At 61.6% G+C, this 22,213-nt stretch carries 17 protein-coding genes; 11 read left to right on the forward strand and 6 right to left on the reverse strand.

The window, feature by feature from the left end:
* Positions 1–135: 135 nt before the first annotated feature.
* Together PQQ53_RS32855 and PQQ53_RS32860 are read right to left on the reverse strand one after the other, a co-directional pair.
* A complete protein-coding gene (locus tag PQQ53_RS32855; protein ID WP_408328746.1) occupies positions 136–1,578 on the reverse strand; it encodes a cytochrome-c peroxidase in 1,443 nt (480 codons plus the stop codon).
* 206 nt (positions 1,579–1,784) lie between these two features.
* Positions 1,785–3,599 carry a phospholipase C gene (locus tag PQQ53_RS32860; RefSeq protein WP_408328749.1) on the reverse strand — a complete coding sequence of 605 codons (1,815 nt, stop codon included), beginning with the start codon at positions 3,597–3,599 and terminating at the stop codon, positions 1,785–1,787.
* Between the two features lie 601 nt (positions 3,600–4,200).
* Here PQQ53_RS32860 and PQQ53_RS32865 point away from each other — a divergent pair.
* From PQQ53_RS32865 to PQQ53_RS32895, 7 genes are all read left to right on the forward strand, one after another.
* Positions 4,201–5,166, forward strand: coding sequence for a ribose-phosphate pyrophosphokinase (locus PQQ53_RS32865; protein ID WP_408149502.1), 966 nt, complete (start codon positions 4,201–4,203; stop codon positions 5,164–5,166).
* A gap of 403 nt (positions 5,167–5,569) precedes the next feature.
* On the forward strand, positions 5,570–7,258 hold the full coding sequence (locus tag PQQ53_RS32870) for an HAD-IIIC family phosphatase (RefSeq protein WP_408328752.1): 1,689 nt from the start codon (positions 5,570–5,572) through the stop codon (positions 7,256–7,258).
* Positions 7,255–7,512: an acyl carrier protein gene (locus tag PQQ53_RS32875; protein WP_408149506.1), complete on the forward strand. Its 258-nt coding sequence runs from the start codon at positions 7,255–7,257 to the stop codon at positions 7,510–7,512. The genes PQQ53_RS32870 and PQQ53_RS32875 overlap by 4 nt, the downstream gene beginning before the upstream one ends.
* A gap of 41 nt (positions 7,513–7,553) precedes the next feature.
* Entirely contained in the window at positions 7,554–9,107 is a 1,554-nt protein-coding gene (locus PQQ53_RS32880; RefSeq protein WP_408328755.1) for an MBOAT family O-acyltransferase, read from the forward strand.
* 19 nt (positions 9,108–9,126) lie between these two features.
* Positions 9,127–10,143 carry a hypothetical protein gene (locus PQQ53_RS32885; RefSeq protein ID WP_408328758.1) on the forward strand — a complete coding sequence of 339 codons (1,017 nt, stop codon included), beginning with the start codon at positions 9,127–9,129 and terminating at the stop codon, positions 10,141–10,143.
* 170 nt (positions 10,144–10,313) lie between these two features.
* On the forward strand, positions 10,314–11,678 hold the full coding sequence (locus tag PQQ53_RS32890) for a glycosyltransferase family 87 protein (protein ID WP_408328761.1): 1,365 nt from the start codon (positions 10,314–10,316) through the stop codon (positions 11,676–11,678).
* Positions 11,679–11,781: 103 nt separating this feature from the next.
* Positions 11,782–13,215 (forward strand): MaoC/PaaZ C-terminal domain-containing protein, encoded by a 1,434-nt coding sequence (locus PQQ53_RS32895; RefSeq protein ID WP_408328764.1) that lies wholly within the window; start codon positions 11,782–11,784, stop codon positions 13,213–13,215.
* 150 nt (positions 13,216–13,365) lie between these two features.
* On the opposite strand, the gene PQQ53_RS32900 is transcribed toward PQQ53_RS32895, so the two are convergent.
* Positions 13,366–13,908, reverse strand: a complete 543-nt coding sequence (locus PQQ53_RS32900; RefSeq protein WP_408328767.1) for a flavin reductase — start codon at positions 13,906–13,908, stop codon at positions 13,366–13,368.
* Between the two features lie 78 nt (positions 13,909–13,986).
* Positions 13,987–15,387, reverse strand: coding sequence for an LLM class flavin-dependent oxidoreductase (locus PQQ53_RS32905; protein ID WP_408328770.1), 1,401 nt, complete (start codon positions 15,385–15,387; stop codon positions 13,987–13,989).
* 239 nt (positions 15,388–15,626) lie between these two features.
* Between PQQ53_RS32905 and PQQ53_RS32910 the strand changes: the two genes are divergently transcribed.
* Complete coding sequence (locus PQQ53_RS32910; protein WP_408328773.1) at positions 15,627–16,196, forward strand: helix-turn-helix domain-containing protein; 570 nt, start codon at positions 15,627–15,629, stop codon at positions 16,194–16,196.
* A gap of 115 nt (positions 16,197–16,311) precedes the next feature.
* On the opposite strand, the gene PQQ53_RS32915 is transcribed toward PQQ53_RS32910, so the two are convergent.
* On the reverse strand, positions 16,312–16,689 hold the full coding sequence (locus PQQ53_RS32915; protein WP_408149522.1) for a BON domain-containing protein: 378 nt from the start codon (positions 16,687–16,689) through the stop codon (positions 16,312–16,314).
* Between the two features lie 340 nt (positions 16,690–17,029).
* Between PQQ53_RS32915 and PQQ53_RS32920 the strand changes: the two genes are divergently transcribed.
* Positions 17,030–17,923: an IclR family transcriptional regulator gene (locus tag PQQ53_RS32920; RefSeq protein ID WP_408328776.1), complete on the forward strand. Its 894-nt coding sequence runs from the start codon at positions 17,030–17,032 to the stop codon at positions 17,921–17,923.
* Positions 17,924–17,957: 34 nt separating this feature from the next.
* Here PQQ53_RS32920 and PQQ53_RS32925 read toward each other — a convergent pair whose 3' ends face one another.
* Positions 17,958–19,769, reverse strand: a complete 1,812-nt coding sequence (locus tag PQQ53_RS32925) for an acyl-CoA dehydrogenase (RefSeq protein WP_408328779.1) — start codon at positions 19,767–19,769, stop codon at positions 17,958–17,960.
* 265 nt (positions 19,770–20,034) lie between these two features.
* Between PQQ53_RS32925 and PQQ53_RS32930 the strand changes: the two genes are divergently transcribed.
* On the forward strand, positions 20,035–20,808 hold the full coding sequence (locus tag PQQ53_RS32930; RefSeq protein ID WP_408149528.1) for an SDR family oxidoreductase: 774 nt from the start codon (positions 20,035–20,037) through the stop codon (positions 20,806–20,808).
* Positions 20,809–20,910: 102 nt separating this feature from the next.
* Positions 20,911–22,134, forward strand: a complete 1,224-nt coding sequence (locus PQQ53_RS32935) for an acyl-CoA dehydrogenase family protein (protein ID WP_408328782.1) — start codon at positions 20,911–20,913, stop codon at positions 22,132–22,134.
* Positions 22,135–22,213 lie beyond the last annotated feature (79 nt).

Here is a 22,213-nt window from a genome sequence, read left to right on the forward strand (position 1 = left end):
AGGATACCTCACCGGCTCGCGCACCGCAGCGCGAAAGCCATGCGCTCACGATGCCCGCGTTGCGCGAGTGCCGCAAAAGCCGCGCGAAGGTATGGCAATGACGACATCACCGGCCTTCACGCGAGGCTCGCTCCCTCATTCCTTATACCCGTCACTCAGCGTCTTCATGAACGCGATGATGTCCTGAATGTCCTGATCGGTCATCGCGGGTTTGTCGCCGAACTTGCGATCCAACGGTGCGTCGGCTTCATCCACATTCGCGTGATATTGCGGCGGCAGATCGTTGTACTTCTGCACCTTGCCCGACGCATCGCGCGGATAGATTTTCTCCGGCGACGTATTGCGCAGATTGTAGAAGTCCATCACCTGCTTGAGGTCGTGATACACGCCGTTATGGAAGAAGACCTTGCGTTCGGCGACATTGCGCAGTGTCGGCGTAAGGAACATTCCGCAGTACTGTGTCTGCTTCGCGAGGTCGTCGCGGAACGGGCCGCACACGCCCATATCGAAGTACTTCGGATCCTTATTGGCCGGAATCGCCGGATTACGCGGCACGCCGAGCGCTTCGTATTGCGTATCGGTGAAGACCGGCGGGAGGCCGTCGCGGCTCGGCTGGCTCAAATGACAGCCCGCGCAATTCGCCTTGTCCTTGTCGTTGAACAACTGCAGGCCGTGCAGCTCGGCGTGCGTGAGCCGCGCCTTGCCTTCGAGCCAGTAGTCATATTTGCTGGTGAAAGCATGAAACGATTGATCCTCGATCTGATAGCGGCCAACCGCGAACATCGCCTCCGAAATCAGCAGACTCGGATTGCTGACGATAGATGGGCCGAAGATCTGCTTGAACTGATCCACATACTTCGTTTGCAGCAGCTTGTGCGCGACGTCTTCGTCGCTCGCGTTGGCCATCTCGACCGGATTGGTCAGCGGGCCAATCGCCTGGATCTGCAGCGTATCGGCGCGGCCGTCCCAGAACAGTCCGCCTTGCGGCACCATCGCCGGGGCGGCGGGCGCGGCGAGCGCAGACTTCTGCGCGCGTTGCACGCCCGCGGCCTGCGTCGCGAGTTGCGTCATGTCGACGGGCACGTCGGTATCGCCCTGATCCGGGCCGATGCTGAACGGCGCCTGGCGATACAGATAGGCGAGCGATGGCGGCGGACGGTAGCCCGCCTGGGACATGTGCGCGCCGCCGAGTTGAATCGGGAACGCGTTGTCCGGTGCATAGGAATGCTGTGGCGAGTGGCACGACGCGCACGACTGCATACCCGAAGCCGACAGCGACGGGTCGAAGAAAATCTGTTTGCCGAGTACGGCAACCGCGCTCAGCGGCGCGTTTTGCGGACGCATCAACGTCACGGGGTGAGGATTCGCGCCGGTGATCTCCTCGACGATCTCGCCGATGGCGGGCGGCATTTGCTCCGGATGCACGAGCGCATACGCGCTCACCGCGGCGAACGCGAGCACGATGCCGGCCGCGCTCCACGCGAGCAGCCTGAGCCACGCGCGGCGGGTGATGACAGGACCCGGCTCGCCGCCGGCGGGCAGGGTCGGCCGCATGACGGCGTCTGAGGGATGGTTCATGGCGTTGACAGGTAATTCGTTGCGGATGCGGTAAACGGGAAAATCGAGCCAGCGCATCGGCACTGGCTCGATCTCGACTACAGTTCGTCGGGCTCTGAGCCCTTCGTCGCGCCCTTCACCGCGCGGGCTTCATCCCGCGATGCACGCCAATGGCTCGTACAACGCGAGGACAAGCAGAAGAGAAGGACGCTCGCCACGTTTGCCGCTTAGATGGCCGGCGCTGCTGACAACTTGATGCCGAGGTTCGGATCCAGATACAGCGGCGGATTGTTGCCCGAGCCCGTGAAGTCGAACATGTTCATGATGCTGCCTGCGCTGGCGTCGAACGAACCGCCGCCGATGCGTTGGCCACCGAGCCAGTTGTCTTCGATGAACTTCACGACGGACGCCTGGGTGATCGGCGTGTCGTCGACGAAGTTGACCTTCGCCCACGGCGACACCACGATGAACGGGGTGCGCGTACCCGGACCGCAACGGCCGTTCACCGCGCCGCCGTTCACGCCTTGCGGCTGCACTGCGCCGGTTGCCGTGCACTGGCCGGGGCCGCTCAGGTTGTCGCTGCCCGCCACCGTCTTGCCGCCGGCCGATTGCGCCGTGGTTGAGTCGAACGACGAGCTGGTCGGCGCCTTGAAGCGATGGTCGTACCAGCCGTCCGAATCGTCGTAGGCGATGATCACGGCAGTGTTCTTCCAGTCAGGCTGTTGCTGCAGGAAGTTGACCACCTTCGTGACGAACGCCTGTTCGTCGATCGGGTCGGAGTTGCCCGGGTGGCCGTCGCTGACTGCCGGCGCCTTCAGGAAGCTCACCGACGGATAGTTGCCCGCCTTCACCGCGGTGAAGAAGTCGTCGGTGTCGTACTGGTGGTGCACCGGCGTCGCGGTGTTGTCGAGCGGATCGGTCGTGCCGATCACAGCGGCCGACGACGGCCGCGTATGCGCGAGGTTGGCCGTGCTCGGGTAGTACTGGAACCACGCATGATGCTGCACGTAGTCGGACTTGGTCGCGTTCAGCACTTGCGAGAAGGTCGAGCGCGCGCAACCGGTCGTGCCGTTCGCGTTGACGGTCTGCAGGTTGAAGCCGCCCATGAAGCCGCCCCACGTGATGTTCTTGCCGTTGAGCAGGTCGCCGATGTTCCTGTTGTTCGCCGACATCGCACCGGTCGTTGCGCTGCCCGCCGCGATCGTGCAGACGTCGCCGGTCGGGTCGAGGTCGCCGACCATCGTGAAGCCGCCGGTCGAGTCGGGAATCGCGTTGACCGAGCTGCTGCCCGTCACGACCACGCCGTTGTTCTGACCGGACACCACTTCGAGCGCACCCGGCGTCGACGGACCGAACGTGTCGGTGTACGCGTTCTGGTTCATCGCGAAGTTCTGCGCGTAGTTCCACATGGCCGTGACCGTGTTGCCGTCGAAGTAACCGAGCACCTGGCCTTTCGTCGCAAACGCGCCGGTGCTGCCGGCGATGGTCGAACCCGCCGCCGTGAACAACGGGAACGAGTCCATCGCGCCGTTGTTGTAGGCGAGCTGTTCGGCGGCGTATGCGTGGTTCTGGCTCGACGTGTTGGCCTGGGAGCGGTCCAGACGGAACGGCAGCAGGTCCGCGGCCAGCAGGCCGAGGCCAGGGATCGCCACCGCGCCAACCGTGCGGCCGGCCGTATTGGGCGACGTGGCCAGCGCGTTCGGGTTCGCCGTGATCAGGTTGGCGCTGCTCAGGTTGTTGACCGTCGGCGTGCCGGCGGCGGCCGCGAATTGCGGTTCGCCCACCGGGTTGGACGCTTGCGGGTAGGTCGCGAAGTAGTGATCGAACGAGACGTTCTCGCCGAAGATCACGACGACGTGTTTGATCGGCGTGGCCGTCGTGAGCGCGTCCTGCGAGGACACCGTGGCGGCCGGCGCCGATGCGCCGGTCGGCGCCGACGCGCCCGTCGGCGGCGATGCCGACGAACTATCGTTATTGCTGCCGCATGCGGCGAGGGTCAGCAACGCGGCAAACGGAATGGGTAAGAGGGTTCTACGGAACATTTGACTGGCTCCAGATTCGACTTCGCCGTTCAGCGTTTCCATCGACAACACGTGTGGAGATTCGCTGGGGATATTGTTAGAAATACCGCTAATGGTCTTACCGCTTAAAACTGCGCGCATTGGACCATTCGATAATTAAGATTTCGGGGCGCGAACATTACGTTGGCTCTCGATCGCCATTCATTTGCATAACGATTGCTGTCGTTACGCTGACGATCCAGTGGTTTTAGAGGGACTGCCGGCGGGATGCGGCGAGGGCGCGCGTGCGTTTTATCCCTTCCGTTTGCCGCTGTTCCCGTTCAACGCGAATTCAATCTCTGTGGATTTTCATGCTGCTGCATGTGGCAGAAAACGGGGCCGCTTGGGGATGCGGCGGACCAGTGCATGCGGCTCAGGCTAACGTCGCACGTCATAGCGGACCACCTTACTGCAACAGAATCCGTGCGGTGCATTCCCGCTAAAAAATAAACGCGTGTGTCTGATACATAACGGTGATCGAGGGGATTTTGAGTTCAGATGGTGATAACCCGGGGCAAAGCCGATCGTCCCTGACCGGGATGACCCGGCCGCTTCGTTCGGCCCAACCTGACATAGGTGCACCATGAGCAATGATGGTCTTATGGTTTTTACTGGCAACGCGAATCCCGCACTTGCGCAGGACGTCGTCAAATTCCTCGAAATCCCGCTCGGCAAGGCAATGGTCAGCCGCTTTTCCGACGGCGAGATTCAGGTCGAGATTCAGGAAAACGTACGCGGCAAGGACGTCTTCGTTCTTCAGTCCACCTGCCCCCCGACCAACGACAGCCTGATGGAACTGATGATCATGGTCGATGCGCTCAAGCGCGCATCCGCCGGCCGGATCACGGCAGCCATCCCGTACTTCGGCTATGCCCGCCAGGACCGCCGCCCGCGTTCGGCGCGCGTGGCGATCTCGGCGAAGGTCGTGGCGAACATGCTGGAAATCGCCGGCGTCGAGCGGATCATCACGATGGATCTGCACGCCGACCAGATCCAGGGCTTCTTCGACATCCCCGTCGACAACATCTATGCAACGCCCATTTTGCTTGGCGACCTGCGCAAGCGGAGTTACGACGACCTGCTGATCGTGTCGCCCGACGTGGGCGGCGTGGTGCGTGCGCGCGCCCTGGCGAAGCAGCTGAATACAGATCTTGCGATCATCGACAAGCGTCGCCCGAAGGCGAACGTCGCTGAAGTGATGAACGTCATCGGTGAAGTCGAAGGCCGTACCTGCGTCATCATGGACGATATGGTCGACACGGCCGGCACGCTGTGCAAGGCAGCCGAAACGTTGAAACAGTGCGGTGCGAAGCGGGTTTTTGCCTACGCGACTCATCCCGTCCTGTCGGGCGGCGCAGCCGACCGTATCGCGGCATCGGAACTCGACGAACTTGTCGTCACCGACACGATTCCGCTCTCTCCTGAATCGCTCGCGTGCGAGAAGATCCGGCCGCTCTCGAGCGCGAGCCTGCTCGCCGAGACCTTCTTGCGGATTCGGCGTGGCGACTCCGTGATGTCGCTATTTGCCGACAGTTACTCCCATTCCTGAATGGTCAAAAATGATAAACAAAGACTGATGAGGCGCTTTCGAGCTTGTTGAGAACGATGCCGGTTCCGACTTTAGCTGACCTCTGTGTGCAAACGAACATATGCCGGGCGCGTTATCGCGATACCGTGCTTCGCAGGCTTCGCGTCCTGCGGCTAATTTGCGCGTCCGATATGTATGAACCGTGGAGCCACATCGTATGCATTGGTTACCGGAATCATCTGATTTTTCTGTTCAGCTGAGCTCCCTCAACGCCGCACATTCACAAGAGACACGCTGGCATGATTTCGTGAGGCTGGCGAACAGTCGACTCGATTTTGTTCAAACGAATCGTCTTGACCGGGCATGTCGGAAGGCGTTTCCGGAGGTTCCGAGGGAAACTACCGGCAAGCCGGTTCGCCTCGCCGTGTTCAGCGGTTCGACCACCGATCATCTGGTGGCTGCTTTGCGTGTCGGATGCCTGCGCCGCGGCATGTGGTGCGAGGTCCATGCGGGCGAATATGGTCAATACATGCAGGAGCTCAACGAACCCGAGTCAGCGTTTCACGCGTTCGGCGCAAATGTGGTCCTGTTTTCGTTCGACGCACGCACGCTGCTCGGACAACCCGACGCCGCGATGGACGCGGCCGCCGCCGACGGTCTGGTCGAGCATACGATCGACATGCTGCGCGGGCTTTGGCGCAGGGCCGCGCATTCAAGCGGCGTGCACGTGATCCAGCAGGCCATCCTGCCCATCGCGTTGCCGCTCATTGGCAACAACGAGCATCGGCTGCCGGGCTCAATGCGCGCGCTCATCGATCGGCTCAACCAGCGCATGCGGGCCGCTGCGGACGAGGACGGCGTCGATATTCTCGCGCTCGACGCGCGAATTGCGGTTGATGGTCTCGCTGCATGGCACGACCCGATGCTGTGGCATCGCGCGAAGCAGGAGATCTCGCCGGCCGCCGGGCCGTTCTATGGCGAACTGGTCGCACGGCTAATCGCGGCGCGGCGCGGCCGTTCGTACAAATGCCTGGTACTCGACCTCGACAACACACTCTGGGGCGGCGTGATCGGCGATGACGGCCTCGCCGGCATAGTCATCGGCCAGGGCAGCGCGCTCGGCGAAGCGTACGCGTCGTTCCAGGGCTACGCGAAGGATCTGTCACGGCGCGGGATCATCCTGGCCGTATGTTCGAAAAACGATGAAGCCAACGCGTGGGAACCCTTCGACCAACATCCCGAGATGGTGTTGAAGCGCTCCGACGTGGCGTGTCTCGTCGCCAATTGGGAAGACAAGGCGTCGAACCTGCGCCGTATCGCGCAAGCGTTGAACATCGGTCTCGACGCGCTGGTGTTTGCGGATGACAACCCGTTCGAGCGCAATATCGTGCGGCGTGAGCTGCCGATGGTTGCTGTACCCGAACTGCCCGCCGACCCGGCGCTCTATGGCCGCTGCATCGCGGACGCCGGCTATTTCGAATCCATCGGGATCACCTCGGAGGACCGCGAGCGTACCGCGCAGTATCAGGGCAACCTGCAGCGTGAAGCGTTACGCTCCGCGGCGACCGATCTGGCCGGGTATCTGGCGTCGCTGGAGATGCGGCTCGAATGGCAGCCGTTCGATCTCATCGGCCTGCAGCGAATCACGCAACTGATCAACAAGACCAATCAATTCAACCTGACCACGCGACGCTACACCGACGCGGAAGTGAGCGCCGCGATGCAGGACAAAGGCGTGGTGACCCTGCAATTGCGACTGACCGATCGATACGGCGACAACGGGATCATCGGGATCGTCATCGCGCGGCCGCGCGAACCTGGCGGCCCTGAGTTGTTCATCGATACCTGGCTGATGAGTTGCAGGGTGCTGGGCCGACAGGTCGAGCAGGCGACGATGAATCTGCTGGTCGCGCGCGCGCGGGACGCGGGCGCACGGACGCTGATCGGGGAGTACCGGGCCACCGCCAAAAACGGCATGGTTCGGGAGCATTACCAGAAACTCGGCTTCACACGAATCGCCGAACACGAAGACGAAAGGACGACGTGGCGATGCATCACCACTGAATTCACGCCTTTCCAGACACACATCGAACCCGTAAGGACTGGATCATGACTGACACTATCAGCACTGACGACATTCTCGGCAAAGTGACGGAGATCTTCCGCGAGATCTTCGACGAGGACGATCTGGTCCTGACAATGGACAGTACCGCTGACGACATCGACAAATGGGATTCCCTGAATCACATCAGCATCATCATCGCTTGCGAAATGCGCTTCAAGGTCAAGTTTCAGACGGCTGAAATCGAAAGTCTGAAAGATGTCGGCGAGTTAGTCGATCTGATCCGCAGCAAGCAGTCGCAATAAACATTCGAATAACGACGCGCAAACTTCTATGACAGGCCGACATGCTATTCAACTCGTATATCTTCCTGTTTGCGTTCCTGCCGATCAGCGTCGTCGGCTACTATGCGCTCGCCCGCGTCACGGTTCGCGCAGCGGCGGCCTGGATTGCCGTCACGTCGATTGTTTTCTACGCGTGGTGGAACGTCAGTTTTGTGTTCCTGCTGCTCGCCTCGATCGCGTTCAACTTCGGCTGCGGGCTTGCGCTACAACGGCTCGCCAACCGGCCGCGCATGCAGCTTGCGGCGCTGACGGCCGGCATCGCGGCAAACCTCGGGCTGCTGTTCTTCTACAAGTATCTGTTCCCGCTGCTGGACTGGCTGTCGGAAATCGGCATCGCACCGCATCTGTCCACGACCAGTGTGATCCTCCCGCTCGGCATTTCGTTTTTCACGTTCACGCAGATCGGCTATCTGGTCGATTGCAAGTCCGGCATTGCCAAAGGCAAGAACCTGCTTGAATACGTGATGTTCGTCACGTTCTTTCCGCATCTGATCGCCGGGCCGATCCTGCACCACCGCGAAATGATGCCGCAGTTCGAAAACCGCGAGACCTACCGGCTGAACCAGGAGAACCTCGCTGTCGGACTCAGCATCTTCACGATCGGTCTGGCGAAGAAGTTGATCATCGCCGACGGACTGTCGGAGACGGTCCAGTTCGCATTCGGCTTCCGCGACGCATTGCCGGCACAGGCGGCGTGGTGCGGCGCGCTGGCCTATTCGATGCAGCTCTATTTCGACTTTTCGGGCTATTCGGACATGGCCGTCGGGCTCGCGCGGATGTTCGGAATCCGCTTCCCAGCCAATTTCAACTCGCCCTACAAGGCGACATGCATCATCGATTTCTGGCAGCGCTGGCACATGACGCTGACTCGCTACCTGAACCTGTACCTCTACAACCCGATCGCGCTCCTGATCATGCGGCGGCGCGCGGCGCGCGGCGCGCCGGTCTCCCGCAAGGCGACGGCGACACCGGCCGGCTTTGCGACGATGGTCGCGCTGCCGCTCTTTTTCACGATGACCCTCGCCGGCATCTGGCATGGTGCGGGACTCCAGTTTCTGGTATTCGGGTTGCTGCATTCGGCCTATCTGACGATCAACCACGCATGGCGGATTTTCGGACCCAGGCAACCGGCTGAGCCGCGCCCGTGGTTGCGCAGGGCAAGCGTCGTCGTGGCGCAGTGGCTCATCACCTATCTTGCCGTGCTGCTCGCGCAGATCATGTTTCGCTCGGCATCGGTGCACGATGCGATGCACCTGATCACGGGCATGTTGGGACTGCATCATGTGACGGCCGCACCCACTTACGAGCTCGAGTCACTGCTCGCCTTCAAAAACTGGGTGAAGATCGGGATCGCCTTCTTCATTGCGCTGCTGATGCCCAACTCGAACGAGATCATGGCGCGCTATTCGCCCGTGCTCGACAAAGTCCGCACCAGCCTGCCTGCGGCGCTGCAGTGGCGGCCGCAAGCAGGATGGGGCGTCGCGATCGGCGTGCTTGCAGCGGCCGCGCTGCTGCATCTGGCCGGCGCAACTGAGTTCCTGTACTTCCAGTTCTAAATGCAAGGGATCGTGACCCGTGAAAACGTCGGAGTTTGGCAGTTTCTTCCGTGCAGTCGGGCTGGTGTTCGTGCTCCTCGTCGGCGCTTCATGGGTGTGGGCCGCGCGCGGACCCATGTGGTTTCTCGACCCGGAATACCCAATGTGGGTGGCGAAGAACGAAATGATCAGCGAATGCCGCAAGGACGCGACCGTGATCATCGGCGACTCGCGTGCCGTCGCCGGCCTGATACCGGCGCATCTCGACCCATCGACCGTCAATCTCGCGCTCGGCGGCGCCACGCCCGTCGAGACCTACTATGTCGCGCAGCGCATTCTGAAGTGCCCGGACCTGCCGCGCAAGGTCATCCTGTCGATCTCGCCGTATCACTTCGCTACGGCCGATTCGTACTGGACCCGTGCTGCGCTGTTCAGCTTCCTGAGCTTCAGTGAGATGGAGGAAGTCCGCAAGCTGTCGGAATCGCTTCATGACAAATCGCTTTACTCGGTCTCGCGCACGGGATCGATCGAGGACCGCCTGACCAATTTCCTGTATGCGTCGCATTTTCCGGCGTTCTATACGGGTAGCATGAAGGCGGGGATGGTGTACCGGCGCAAGCACACCAATGACGAATGGCTCGACGAGGTGAAGCGCCAGCGCGGCTACCACAGCTTCGGTACCGACGACGGTTCGACCGCACTGAGCTTCGAAGTCACCGCGATGTCGGGCTTTCACAGCAGACCCATCTTTGACGCCTACTTCGATCGCTTGCTGACACTGTTTGCGGACAAAGGGATCGAGGTGAATTTCGTCCCGATGCCGATGAGTGATCTGAGCTACAAGGGACTGCCCGCAGGCTTCCGGCAAGACTACACCGCCTATATCGATGGCTTCAGGCAAAGGCATCCGAATTTCCATGTGACAGGTGACCTGATTCCTGTGCTGCCATGGAAGTACTTTGGCGACCGCAACCACCTGAACCGGGCCGGTGCGGAAGTATGGACGGGCACGGTCGCGCGAACGCTCGGCATCAACGTTCAGGTCGCGACCCAGTAGTGCATTACGGGGTGCAATGTGCTGCGGCGCGCGCCGGTCGGCAGGGTGGACTGCCGCTGTATGTACGCTCGGCATGAGCGTGACGCCACCCAATTCTTTCGGAAAGCGCGCTGAGAAATTGCAGGAATCGGCACTTCGATGATCCAAAAATGGATGAGAGTGAGGGCTCCATGAATCAGACAGGTTCGTTGCGGCGAACAGTGTTGGCCACACTGTTCTTTATCGTCATCAGCGCGGTCGTGTTGAGCGTGCTTCAGTCGCGTCTCGGCTTTCAGAATACGTTGACCACGATGCGCCAGATGCTGGTCATCAGCGATGGCCACGATTGGTACGGCAAGGATTCCTGGCAATTCATGCTGAAAGGCTATTTGCAGGTTCATCATCATCCGGGCCAGGATCTTTACGAGGCCGTGTTCTTTACGCAGCACGAAAAATTCCAGTATCCGCCGACGTCGTTGCTGTTCTTCGAGCTTTTTGACAAGCTGCACATGCTCGACTATTGGCACCTCAACCTGTTCAATCACCTGATCGTTCTGCTCACCGCGTTGGGCATGGCTCGCCTGTCCGTCGTGATGGCGAGCGAACTCGGCCTCGAATCGATTACCGCAGACGCGCGCTCGCGCCTTGCATTGATGGCGCTCGGCTTCGTGTCCACGTGGTTCTTCTATCCGGTGATCTGGACACTGTACCTGGGGCAGATTCAGGCCTGGATAACCTGCGCGACGGTCTTCGCGTGCATTGCCTATGCCAGCGGCCAGCGTGGATGGGCTGGCGTGCTGATGGGCGTTTGCGCATTGATCAAGCCGCAGTTCGGGCTGTTTCTCATATGGGGCCTGTTCCGGCGCGACATGCGTTTCGTGGCGACATGGCTCGGCGTCGTCGTGCCGGCCACGCTGCTCGCGATCTCGACGTACGGCTTCGAGCAGTTCATTGGCTACCGGCACGCGCTTGCCTACATGGGCGCTCGAGGCGAAGCGTACTTCGGCAACACGTCGATCAACGGCGTCATGCATCGACTCTTCCTGAACGGCAATGACCAGGTTTTCTTCGAGGACCACTTCGCCGACTATCGGCCGATCGTCGAGCAGGTAACGGTCGTCTCCGCACTGGTATTGATCGCGATCGGGCTGTGGTGGAGTTTCCGCACCAGAAAAGAACCACCGCTGCCGTCGTTCCTGCTCGCCCAGCTATGCTTCACGGCAGCGTCGCCGATCGTCTGGGTGCATCACTTCGGCGGACTTCTGCCGTTGTTCATGCTGACGTTTCTGACGATGCTCCGAAACGCGGAAAAATATGGCGGCCAGGTGATATCGAAACCGTTGATCGTCCTTGCACTCGCGTACCTGGTCGTCGCGAACGACAATCGCATCCTCAATCTTGCGCAAGGGCCCGTCAACCCGATCCAGGTCTGCTTCCTCGTGGCCGCGGCCGTCGTCGCGTGGCTGCTGGTTCGCGAGACAACCCGCGCGGAACCCGCAGTCAGCACCGAGCCGGGAACGCGGAGCCGGCGCTGGTTCGGCATGTCACGCGGTTGACCTGTGTGAGCGCTTTGCGCCATGCCGGGGACGACAGGCGACATCACCGCGCCTGTTTGCGGGACTGCGGGTCAACGGCTTGACGATTATGGGGAGTTCTAGCATGCCTGCATCGCGACGTTTCAGGATCGAAGACCAGAATGCTTTTGCCCTCCTGTCGGGCGACAGCAATCCTGTGCATGTAGACGCATTGAAAGCCCGGCGTTCGCAATTCGGTCGTCCCATTGTGCATGGAATGCATCTGTTGCTATGGGCGATCGAAGAAGGGTTGGCGAATACATCCAAAACAGCCTTGGCCAAAGTGTCATGCGTATTCCGCAACCCCGTCCGGGTCGATGAAGAAGTACTCTTACGTTTAGTGCAGGACCAGGACCAGCATAAAAAAATTGTTCTTGAATGCAATGGCGCGGAATGCGCAACCGTTCATGTCGAACTTTCTGCAAATGAGATGGACGTAGCTTTCATAGACCGGTCTCCCGCCTCAAGCGATTGTCATGAGCGAAGCGAAGCCTCGCTAGATAATGCCCAGGGAAGCATTCCGCTTGAGTTGGACAGCTCGGCTGTGCGAGAGCGATTCCCTGTTCTTACGCAGAAGATACCCTTGGGACAGATCGCCTTCATTCTTGCAACCACGCGGTTGGTAGGAATGGAATGTCCGGGATTGCACTCAATTTACTCCGCGCTATCCGTCAGTTTTTCGCCTTCGTCCAGCACAGCGGAGAACGGAGGAAGATTGGACTGGAAGGTTGTCAATTACGATGACCGCTTCCGCCGTTTGTCTGTCGACATCGTTGCGGACGGCGCAACGGGCGTCATTCAAGCGATATTGCGTCCCGCACCCCATAAGCAAAAAACTAGTGCGGAGCTAAAGACGTTGATTCCGGACGCTGAAATGTTCGCTGGGCAGCGCGCGCTCGTAATAGGTGGATCGCGAGGACTCGGTGAATTGTGCGCGAAGATTCTGGCGGTGGGCGGAGCCGACGTGCGTCTCACCTATCATCGCGGCAAGGACGATGCGGAAGCGGTCGTTGCGGATATCAACAATGGCGGAGGAAAGTCGGCCAGTCTCGCTTACGATATGTTCGATCCGCCAGAGGATCTTCAGACGGGTCTTGGCGATGGATGGGCGCCCACCCACGTCTACTATTTTGCAACGCCGCCGATTTTTGTTGCGGCCCGCGGCAAATTTTCTAGTGACCTGTTCGCGCGGTTTTCCCGGTACTACGTCGAAGGCTTCTATACGTGCTGGCAATCCATACGCCAGATCACGCCCGAAAAATTCACCATGTTTTATCCGTCTTCGGTGGCTGTCGAAACGGCATATCCAAATATGGGCGAATATGCAGCCGCCAAAGCAGCCGGGGAAAATCTCTGCAACTATCTTTGCGTGTGCGACAAAAAGCTGGCGATCAAAGTTGTACGTTTACCTCGACTGCCATCCGATCAGACGCTCAGCATTGTCGAGGTCAAAACACATGATCCGGTGGAAACTATTTTAGGTGTGCTGGGCGAATTCAGGAGCGAGCAGGTCGCGTGACGCAGAGCAGGCGGTCCTCGCGAAGCGGCCGCGCAGAACGCCTGCGGCGTGACAAAACGAATCGACGTGACCACTTTCAGTCGTGGTTCGGAAAGCCTATGCATGCGCCATCGCGATCAGGCGCGTTGACACGGCTCGATCAGCACTGCCTTAGCGCGCCGGAACAGCCGCGTTCGCATCCGCCTCGGGCCGATGCGCCGCATGCACCGAGCGCTCACCAACCCGGTGATACCGGCGCCCGTAGTAAATCAGCGCATCCCCCGCGACATGCGTACGCGCGTCCTTCACTGCGCAGAAGAACACCGTGTGCGTGCCGACCTCGGTTACCGATTCGATCTCGCAGTCCAACGATGCCAGCGCGCCTTGCAACACCGGCGCGCCGGTGACGAGCCGTTCCCATTGCGCGGCGGCGAAGCGCTCCGCGATCGGCAGCGCACTGGTCGCGAAATGCGCGGCGAGCGTTTGCTGTTCCGCGCTCAGCACGTTCACGCAGAGCTTGCCGTTGCGGCGGAACGCCGCATTGTTGCGGCTGCTGCGATTGATGCAGACGAGCAGGGTAGGCGGCTCGTCCGTCACGCCGCACACCGCCGACGCGGTGCAGCCCGCGAGCCCCGCGGCGCCATCGCTCGTGATGATGTTGACGGCCGTGCCGAGTCCGGCCATGGCGTCGCGGAAGATGCTCCTGTCAAGCATGGGGACCTCTGCTGATAGATCGGCGTGTCATGAATGCGGCGGCACGCATGACACAAAGTACAACGCGCCGCGACGGTCTCAGTTCGATACGTCGCTGGCGGTGGCGGCGGCCACGGCGCAGGCGGGTGAGCGAAACCGTGCCGCCGTATGAGTCGACGGCAGGCGGGCATGACCGAACAGCTTCTCGCGCAACGTGCCGTCGCGATACGCGCGCTTGTACGCGCCGCGTTCCTGCAGGATCGGCACCACCAGGTCGATGAAGTCCCCGAAACATTCCGGCGCCACGGTGCGCGACAGATTGAAACCGTCCACACCGGTTTCCTCGGTCCACGCGATTAGCTCGCTCGCGATCCGTTCGGCCGAACCGACGAGCGGCGTCTGCCGGCTGCCGAGCACCATCTGTTCGAGCAGCTTGCGTTTGGTCCATTGCGGACCGGCGGCGCGCGTCATCGCTTCGACGTTCGACACGATCGCCTGGCTCTTGCCGGTGTCGATCGGCTCGTCGAGGTCGTAGCGCGCGAAGTCGATACCGAGCGACGCCGCCGCATGCACGAGCGCCGCCTCCGAACTGACGTAGCGCCGGTACTCTTCGTACTTCTCCTGCGCGTCGCGCTCGGTGCGGCCCGTGATGACGGTTTGTCCGAGCAGCACCTTGATGTCGTCCGCCTCGCGGCCGCCCGCGACGGCATGCGCGCGAATGTCGTCGACGATCGCTTTCACCGCGGGCTTCGCCTGGCCGTTGACGAACACGCACTCCGCGTGCGCCGCCGCGAAGCGTTTGCCGCGCGCCGACGAGCCAGCCTGATAGAGCACCGGCGTGCGCTGTGGCGACGGCTCGCTCAGATGCATCGCATCGACGCGATATTGCTTGCCGTGGTGATGTATCACATGCACTTTCGCCGGGTCCGCATAGACGCCGCGCGCTTTGTCACGCAGCACCGCGCCGTCTTCCCAACTGCATTCCCACAGTTTGTAGACCAGTTCCATGTATTCGTCGGCGAGGTCGTAGCGGTCGTCGTGCGCCATTTGTCCGGCGAGCCCGATCGCGCGCGACGCACTGTCCAGATAACCGGTGACGATATTCCAGCCGACCCGGCCGCGCGTCAGATGATCGAGCGTCGACATGCGCCGCGCGAACAGATACGGTTGCTCGACCGACAGATTCGACGTGACGCCGAACGACAGATGTCGCGTGACCGCCGCCATCCCGGGAATCAGCAGCGTCGGGTCGTTGACCGGAACCTGCACGGCGCCGCGAATCGCCGCCTCCGGATTGCCGCCGTAGACGTCATAGACGCCCACGACGTCGGCGAAAAAGATGCCGTCGAACAGACCCGCTTCCAGCGTGCGAGCGTAGTCGGTCCAGTACTGGAGATCGGTGTAGCGGCTGGACTGATCGCGCGGATGCGTCCACATACCTTGCTGGATGTGACCGACGCAGTTCATGTCAAACGCGTTGAGAACGATTTCCTTCGGCATGGTGTCTTCCGGCTGAGATGGACGAACGCTTACAGAAGCCTTTCGAGCAGTAGCGCCTGCCGAACCAGCGGCGGGCGCCGCGTTCGTGCGGCTAACACAGTCGTGTTTAATATAGTGGACGAAAAATTACTATGCAAGACATTGCGTTTGACTTTTAATAGACCGACAGGGTGGGCGTGGCAGGCAGCCGCGCCTCGATATAATTTTGCGGTACTCACTTCACCCACGACGGTCCTTCCATGTCCGAATCCGCCTCCATCGATCTGACCCAGGCCATCTCCGCGCGCGTGAAGACCGAGCGCGAAGCGCGCAACTGGTCGCTGAGCGAACTGGCGGAGCGCTCGGGTGTATCGAAGGCGATGATCAGCAAGATCGAACGCGGCGAGGCGAGCCCGACCGCGACGGTGCTCGGGCGGTTGTCGGGCGCGTTCGGACTGACCTTGTCGACCTTGCTCGCGCTCGCCGAACAGACCGTCGAGCGGCTCGTGCGTCATGCGGACCAGGCGCTTTGGCAGGACCCCGAAACGGGCTATACGCGGCGGCGGATTTCACCGCCTACCGGCGGCGTGCTGGAGCTGCTCGAGATCGAGTTGCCGGCGGGTGTGAGGGTGCCTTATCCGTCGGATGCGTTCGTGTTTCAGCATCAGCAGATCTGGGTCACGCAAGGCGTGTTGACGTTCCGCGAGGGCAGTCAGTCTTACCGGCTCGAAGCGGGAGACTGTCTGCAACTCGGCGCACCGGTCGAGTGCGAGTTCTTCAATGCGGGCGACGAGGTGTGCCGCTATGTGGTCGGTCTCGTTCGACGCTAGGTTGGCATCGAGCCGACGCTAAGGATTCCATATACCAGGACAACGGGCAGCGCCCCGTGTGCGGTGTTCGCGGCAGACGGCGCCGCCCGTCGTCATCCGGTCAGGCTCGGGGCGTTCAGCTCCCGCCACCGCCGCCGCTGCGCACGCCAAGGGTGATCTTGTTGCTCACCGAGGTCACGCCGGGAACATCCTTCGCGACATCCCCCGCCTGCTGGATCTGAGGGCCTTGGGGCACGGATCCAGTCAAGGTCACCGCGCCGCCGCGAGCGCGCACGAACACGTTCGACACGTTGAAGCCCGGCGCTTTGGCCAGCGCGCGCCGGACGTCACGGCCCAGCTTGCGGTCCATCTGGCGAGTCGATTTGGTATTGGCGGCCGGGGCCGGCGCGGTGGCGGCCGGCGCCGCGGCGTCGCTGGCCTGGGCATAGGCGCTGGACGCGGTTGCTACACACAATGCAATACCGAGCGCCTTCAAAAGATTGACTTTTTTCACGTTTTCTCCATCCTCGATAAGTTGATGTCGCTTCGTTGTATGCAAAAAACCGCGCGCTGGCGAGCCTGTCCTGACCCGCGGGGAGCACCTGTATTCTGGAAAATTGCCGTGCCGCGCTCCCGGCGCGCTTAAACAATACTCCAGCCCACGCGCTCATGCTGGAAAAACTGGTGCCGGTGTTGCTTCGCGTGACACGACTGTTGCCACGGACTTGACTCGTCGACAGTCCGCGTTAAATGCGCCTCATATTTCAGACTATAATTTCGCCGCCCGGATCAGCCTCGATCCGGGCTCACGGTTAGTCCTTCAGATACAGCCGTTTCGCGGGATTGCATTCCGTTTGAGCAAAACCCATGACAGCCCGATCGATCATGCGATCGGGGTCTCGAGCGTCGACGATGCGGCGCAGCACACGGCTTCAGCGGCGCGGGCGCCCGCGGTCCTCGCAAGCCGCACCGCGCACGAAGCGCACAAGGACGACCGGCACTTCGTCACGGCGCTCGCACGGGGGCTTGAAGTGCTGGCGTGTTTCCGTTCCGGCGACAAATCGTTGAGCAACCAGGAACTGGCGTTGCGTTGCCGGTTGCCGAAATCGACGATATCGCGCCTCACTCATACGCTGACGCTGCTCGGCTATCTGATCCATCTGAAAGAGAGCGGCAAGTACCGGCTCGGCACGGCATCGCTCGCACTCGGCAGTGCGATGCTCGCGCGCCTCGACGTGCGCAAGATTGCGCGGCCCGTGATGCAGGAGCTGGCCGATATCTCCGGCGCCACGGTTTCGCTCGGCACGCGTGACCGCCTCTCGATGATCTACGTGGAAAATTGCCGGGGCTCGGTGGCGCTCACGCTGACGCTCGAAGTCGGCTCGCGCATTCCGGTGGCGACCTCGGCGATCGGCCGCGCATGGCTCGCGGCGATTCCCGAGCACGATCGCCTCAGCTTCATGGAGCAGGTACGCGAACTCGATCACGTCGCGTGGCCGAAGACGCGTCGCGGCATCGAGAAAGCGCTCGACGATTACCGCACGCTCGGTGTGACGACGTCGTTCGGCGACTGGCAGAAAGACGTGAACGGCATCGCGCGCGCGTTTCAGCCGGGCGGCGAATTGCCGGTCATGGCGATCAACGTGGGCGGGCCGTCGTTCAAACTGTCGAAGGAATTTCTACTGGAAGAAGTGCGGCCACGTCTGATCGACGTGGTCACGCAACTCGAAATCGCGCTGTCGCATTGAGCGGTAGCGCGTTTTTTGGCCGGAACGGTGCTGGCTAGAACCATTGCGGCGCCATGCCGAGCGTGGTGTCGTCGAGACTGCGCAGCGTGGCGAGCATCAACGCGACGCGCGGCAACTCCCAACGGAAGAACCACTGGCACGCGTGCAGTTTGCCGCGATAGAAGTCCGCGTCTGTCTCGGCTTCGCTGCGCGCATCGGCTAGCGCGGCGCTCGCGACGACCGCCTGCCTCAGCCACGTCCACGCGATCACGATATGGCCGAATGCTTCGAGAAACGCATTCGCGTTGGCGAGCGCGCGTTCGGTTTCTTGAGCGAGCGTGGGCAGCAGTGCTTCGAGCGTCGCGTTCAGGTCGCGCCATGCATCGCCGAGCGCGTTTGCGTGTGCATGCAGGCGTTCGTGAGTCAGCGCGGCGTCGATCGTGCGCTGGATCTCATGGCCAAGCAGCGCGAGCGCGGCCCCCTGTTTCATCACGACTTTGCGACCCAGCAGATCGATCGCCTGAATGCCGTGCGTGCCTTCGTGAATCATGTTGAGCCGGTTGTCGCGATAGAACTGCTCGACCGGGTACTCGCGCGTATAGCCGTAGCCGCCGTGAATCTGGATCGCGAGGCTGTTCGCTTCCAGACACCACTGCGACGGCCACGATTTCACCACCGGCGTCAGCAGATCGAGCAGCAAGCCCGCCTCGGCGCGTGCGGCATCGCTCTCACCGGTGTGCTGTTCGTCGACGAGGCGCGCCGCATACAGGCATAACGCGTATGCGCCTTCCACATAGGCCTTTTGGGCGAGCAGCATGCGGCGCACGTCGGCATGTTCGATCAGCGGCAACTGCGGGTCGAGCGGATTCTTGTTGTCGGGCCGGCGACCTTGTGGCCGCTCGCGCGCATAGTCGAGCGAGGCCAGATAGCCGCGATAGCCGAGCATCACGGCGCCGAGGCCGACACCGATGCGTGCCTCGTTCATCATGTGGAACATGGTGGCGAGGCCGTGATGCGGTTCTCCCACCAGCTCGCCGATACATGTGCCGTGTTCGCCGAACGACAGCATCGTCGACGTCGTGCCGCGCCAACCCATCTTGTGAATCAGTCCCGCCAGGGCGACGTCGTTGCGCGCGCCGAGGCTGCCGTCGTCGTTGACGTGGTACTTCGGCACCGTGAACAGCGAGATGCCTTTGACGCCCGGCGGCCCGCCCGGAATGCGCGCGAGCACGAGATGAACGATGTTCTCGCTCAATTCGTGATCGCCGCCCGAGATGAAAATTTTGTTGCCGCGAATCGAATAGGTGCCGTCTTCGTTCGGCGTCGCCGTGGTGACGAGATCGGAGAGGCTGGAGCCCGCTTGCGGTTCGGTGAGCGCCATCGTGCCGAACGCGCGGCCTTCGAACAGCGCCTGCAGATACTTACGCTTTTGCGCTTCGCTGCCGAAGCGTTCGATCACGTTCGCATTCGCGGTGGTCAGCATCGCGTAGGAGGACGTGGCGATGTTGGCGCTCTTGAAGAGCGACAGGCACGCGAAAGCAATCAGCGACGGCAACTGCATGCCGCCCCACTCGTAGTCTTTGCCCGCGGCGAGAAAGCCGGTGGCGCGCAACGCGTCGAGGGCGTCTTTCACTTCGACGGGCAGCGTGACCCGTTGACCATCGAATTGCGGTTCATGCTCGTCGAGCAGTCGGTTGTGGGGCGCGAATTTTTCGACGGCCACCGCATGTGCGGTATCGAGCGCCGCGCGGAAAGTCTCGCGGCTGTGATCGGCATGGCGCGTGCGTCGCGTGAGCGTCTCGGCCTCGAGTACTTCGAATAGCTGGAAATCCAGATCACGCGTGTTGATGATCAACGCATCTTGCATGAAAGAAGCCCCGTCCAAAGATAAGCCGCTATGCAGAACAACGACGCGACGCACGCAAGAAGAGCGGCTTTGCGCATCCGCATAGATCAGTCGAAACGCGCGTTATGCGGGTAAGTCCTGATGATCCGCACATCGGCGATGCGTGTCAGTCTATAACGAAAGTGAATGAGCGTGCTTTTATTTACACGTCGAATTTCGGCACGTATGATGGTCAGAAAATATGGAATCCAAATCTGCATATCGGAACACGTGGAGGAGCGAGACGATGGCTGTGAAGGAACTGTTTCAACTGGACGGCAAGGTTGCGTTGATCACCGGCGGCTCGCGCGGCCTCGGCCTGCAAATGGCCGAAGCGCTCGGCGAGATGGGTTGCCGCGTCGCGATCACCGCGCGCAAGGCCGATGAACTCGCCGAAGCGAAGACACACCTGCAAGGCCGCGGCATCGAGGTGCTGACCGTGGTGAACGATCTGCAACGCTTCGAGGGCATCCCCGGTCTCGTCGATGAAGTGCTGGGGCTGCATGGCCGCATCGATATCCTCGTGAACAACGCGGGCGCGACGTGGGGTGCACCCGCTGAAGACTATCCCGACGAAGCGTGGCACAAGGTGATGAACCTGAACGTCAACGCGCCGTTCTTCGTCGCGCGTGAAGTCGGCAAGCGCAGCATGATCCCGCGGCGCGCGGGCAAGATCATCAACATCGCGTCGGTGGCGGGACTCAAGGGTTCGCCGCCCGGCATGAATACGATTGCGTACAACACGTCGAAGGCCGCTGCGATCAATTTCACGCGCGCGCTGGCCGCGGAATGGGGCAAGTACAACATCAACGTCAACGCCATCTGCCCGGGCTTTTTCCCGTCGAAGATGTCGGCGGGGCTGCTCGACAAGCTCGAAGACACGATCGTGTCGCGCACGCCGTTGCAACGTCTTGGCGGCGACGAAGACCTCAAGGGGCCCGTCGTGTTTCTCGCGAGCGAAGCGTCGCGGCACATCACCGGCCAACACTTCGCGGTGGACGGCGGGGCGATCATCGTCTGAGTCATCGTCCGGGGACGGACATACCGTTTCGTTTCAGAACGCAGCGCGCTCGCATGGCCGTGCCAGCGCGCTGCGCGTACGTATTAATCCAGGAGACGCTGCATGGATTTTCAGCACTCGGACAAGGTCAAGAGTTTGCAGAAGCGCCTGAATGCTTTCATGGACGAGCACGTCTATCCGGCCGAAGCCGTTTTCGACGCGCAGATGGATGCCGCGCGCGAATCCGGCAATCGCTGGCAACCGGCGCCGGTGATCGAGCAACTGAAAGAGAAGGCGAAGGCCGCTGGTTTGTGGAATCTGTTTCTGCCCGAGTCGAAATACGGCGCCGGGCTCACGAACCTCGAATACGCGCCGTTGTGTGAAATCATGGGGCGCTCGCACATCGGTGCGGAGCCGTTCAACTGTTCCGCGCCGGACACCGGCAACATGGAAACGCTGGTGCGTTACGCGAGCGTCGAGCAGCAACAGCAATGGCTGCTGCCGCTGCTCGACGGCACGATCCGCTCGGCATTCGCGATGACGGAGCCGGAGGTGGCGTCGTCGGATGCGACCAACATCGAGGCGCGCATCGTGCGCGACGGCGATCACTACGTGATCGATGGCCGCAAATGGTGGACCTCGGGCGCCAACGATCCGCGCTGCCAGATCCTGATCTTCATGGGCAAGTCGAATCCCGATCATCCGAACCGGCATCAGCAACAGTCGATGATCCTGGTGCCGATGGCCACGCCCGGCGTCAAGGTGCTGCGTCACTTGCCGGTGTTCGGCTACGACGACGCGCCGCACGGTCACGCCGAAGTCGCGTTCGAGAACGTGCGCGTGCCCGCGAGCAACATGCTGCTCGGCGAAGGGCGCGGCTTCGAAATCGCGCAGGGCCGGCTCGGACCGGGGCGCATCCATCACTGCATGCGCCTGATCGGACGCGCCGAACGCGCGCTCGAAGCGATGTGCCGCCGTTCGCTCGATCGCGTCGCGTTCGGCAAACCGATCGCTGAGCAAGGTGTGACGCGCGAACGGATCGCCAACGCGCGCATCATGATCGACCAGACGCGCTTTCTCGTGCTCAATGCCGCGCACAAAATGGACACGGTCGGCAACAAGGCGGCGCGCCAGGAGATCGCGATGATCAAGGTGGCCGCGCCGAACATGGCCTGCCAGGTGATCGACTGGGCGATGCAGGCGCACGGCGGCGGCGCGCTCAGCGACGACTTCGGCCTCGCGCGCGCCTATGCGAGCTCGCGCACGCTGCGTTTCGCCGACGGCCCGGACGAGGTGCATCGCAATGCGATTGCCAGGATGGAGCTTGGGCGTTATCTCACGCGTTGAAGACACGCATGAAATCCAGCCGTGCCGTGCATCGCGACGCATTGGCCGGCTCACTAACGGAAGCACGAGCGCAGTCGCA

This window comes from Paraburkholderia strydomiana, from assembly GCF_046030495.1.
Taxonomy (GTDB): Bacteria; Pseudomonadota; Gammaproteobacteria; order Burkholderiales; family Burkholderiaceae; genus Paraburkholderia; species Paraburkholderia strydomiana_A.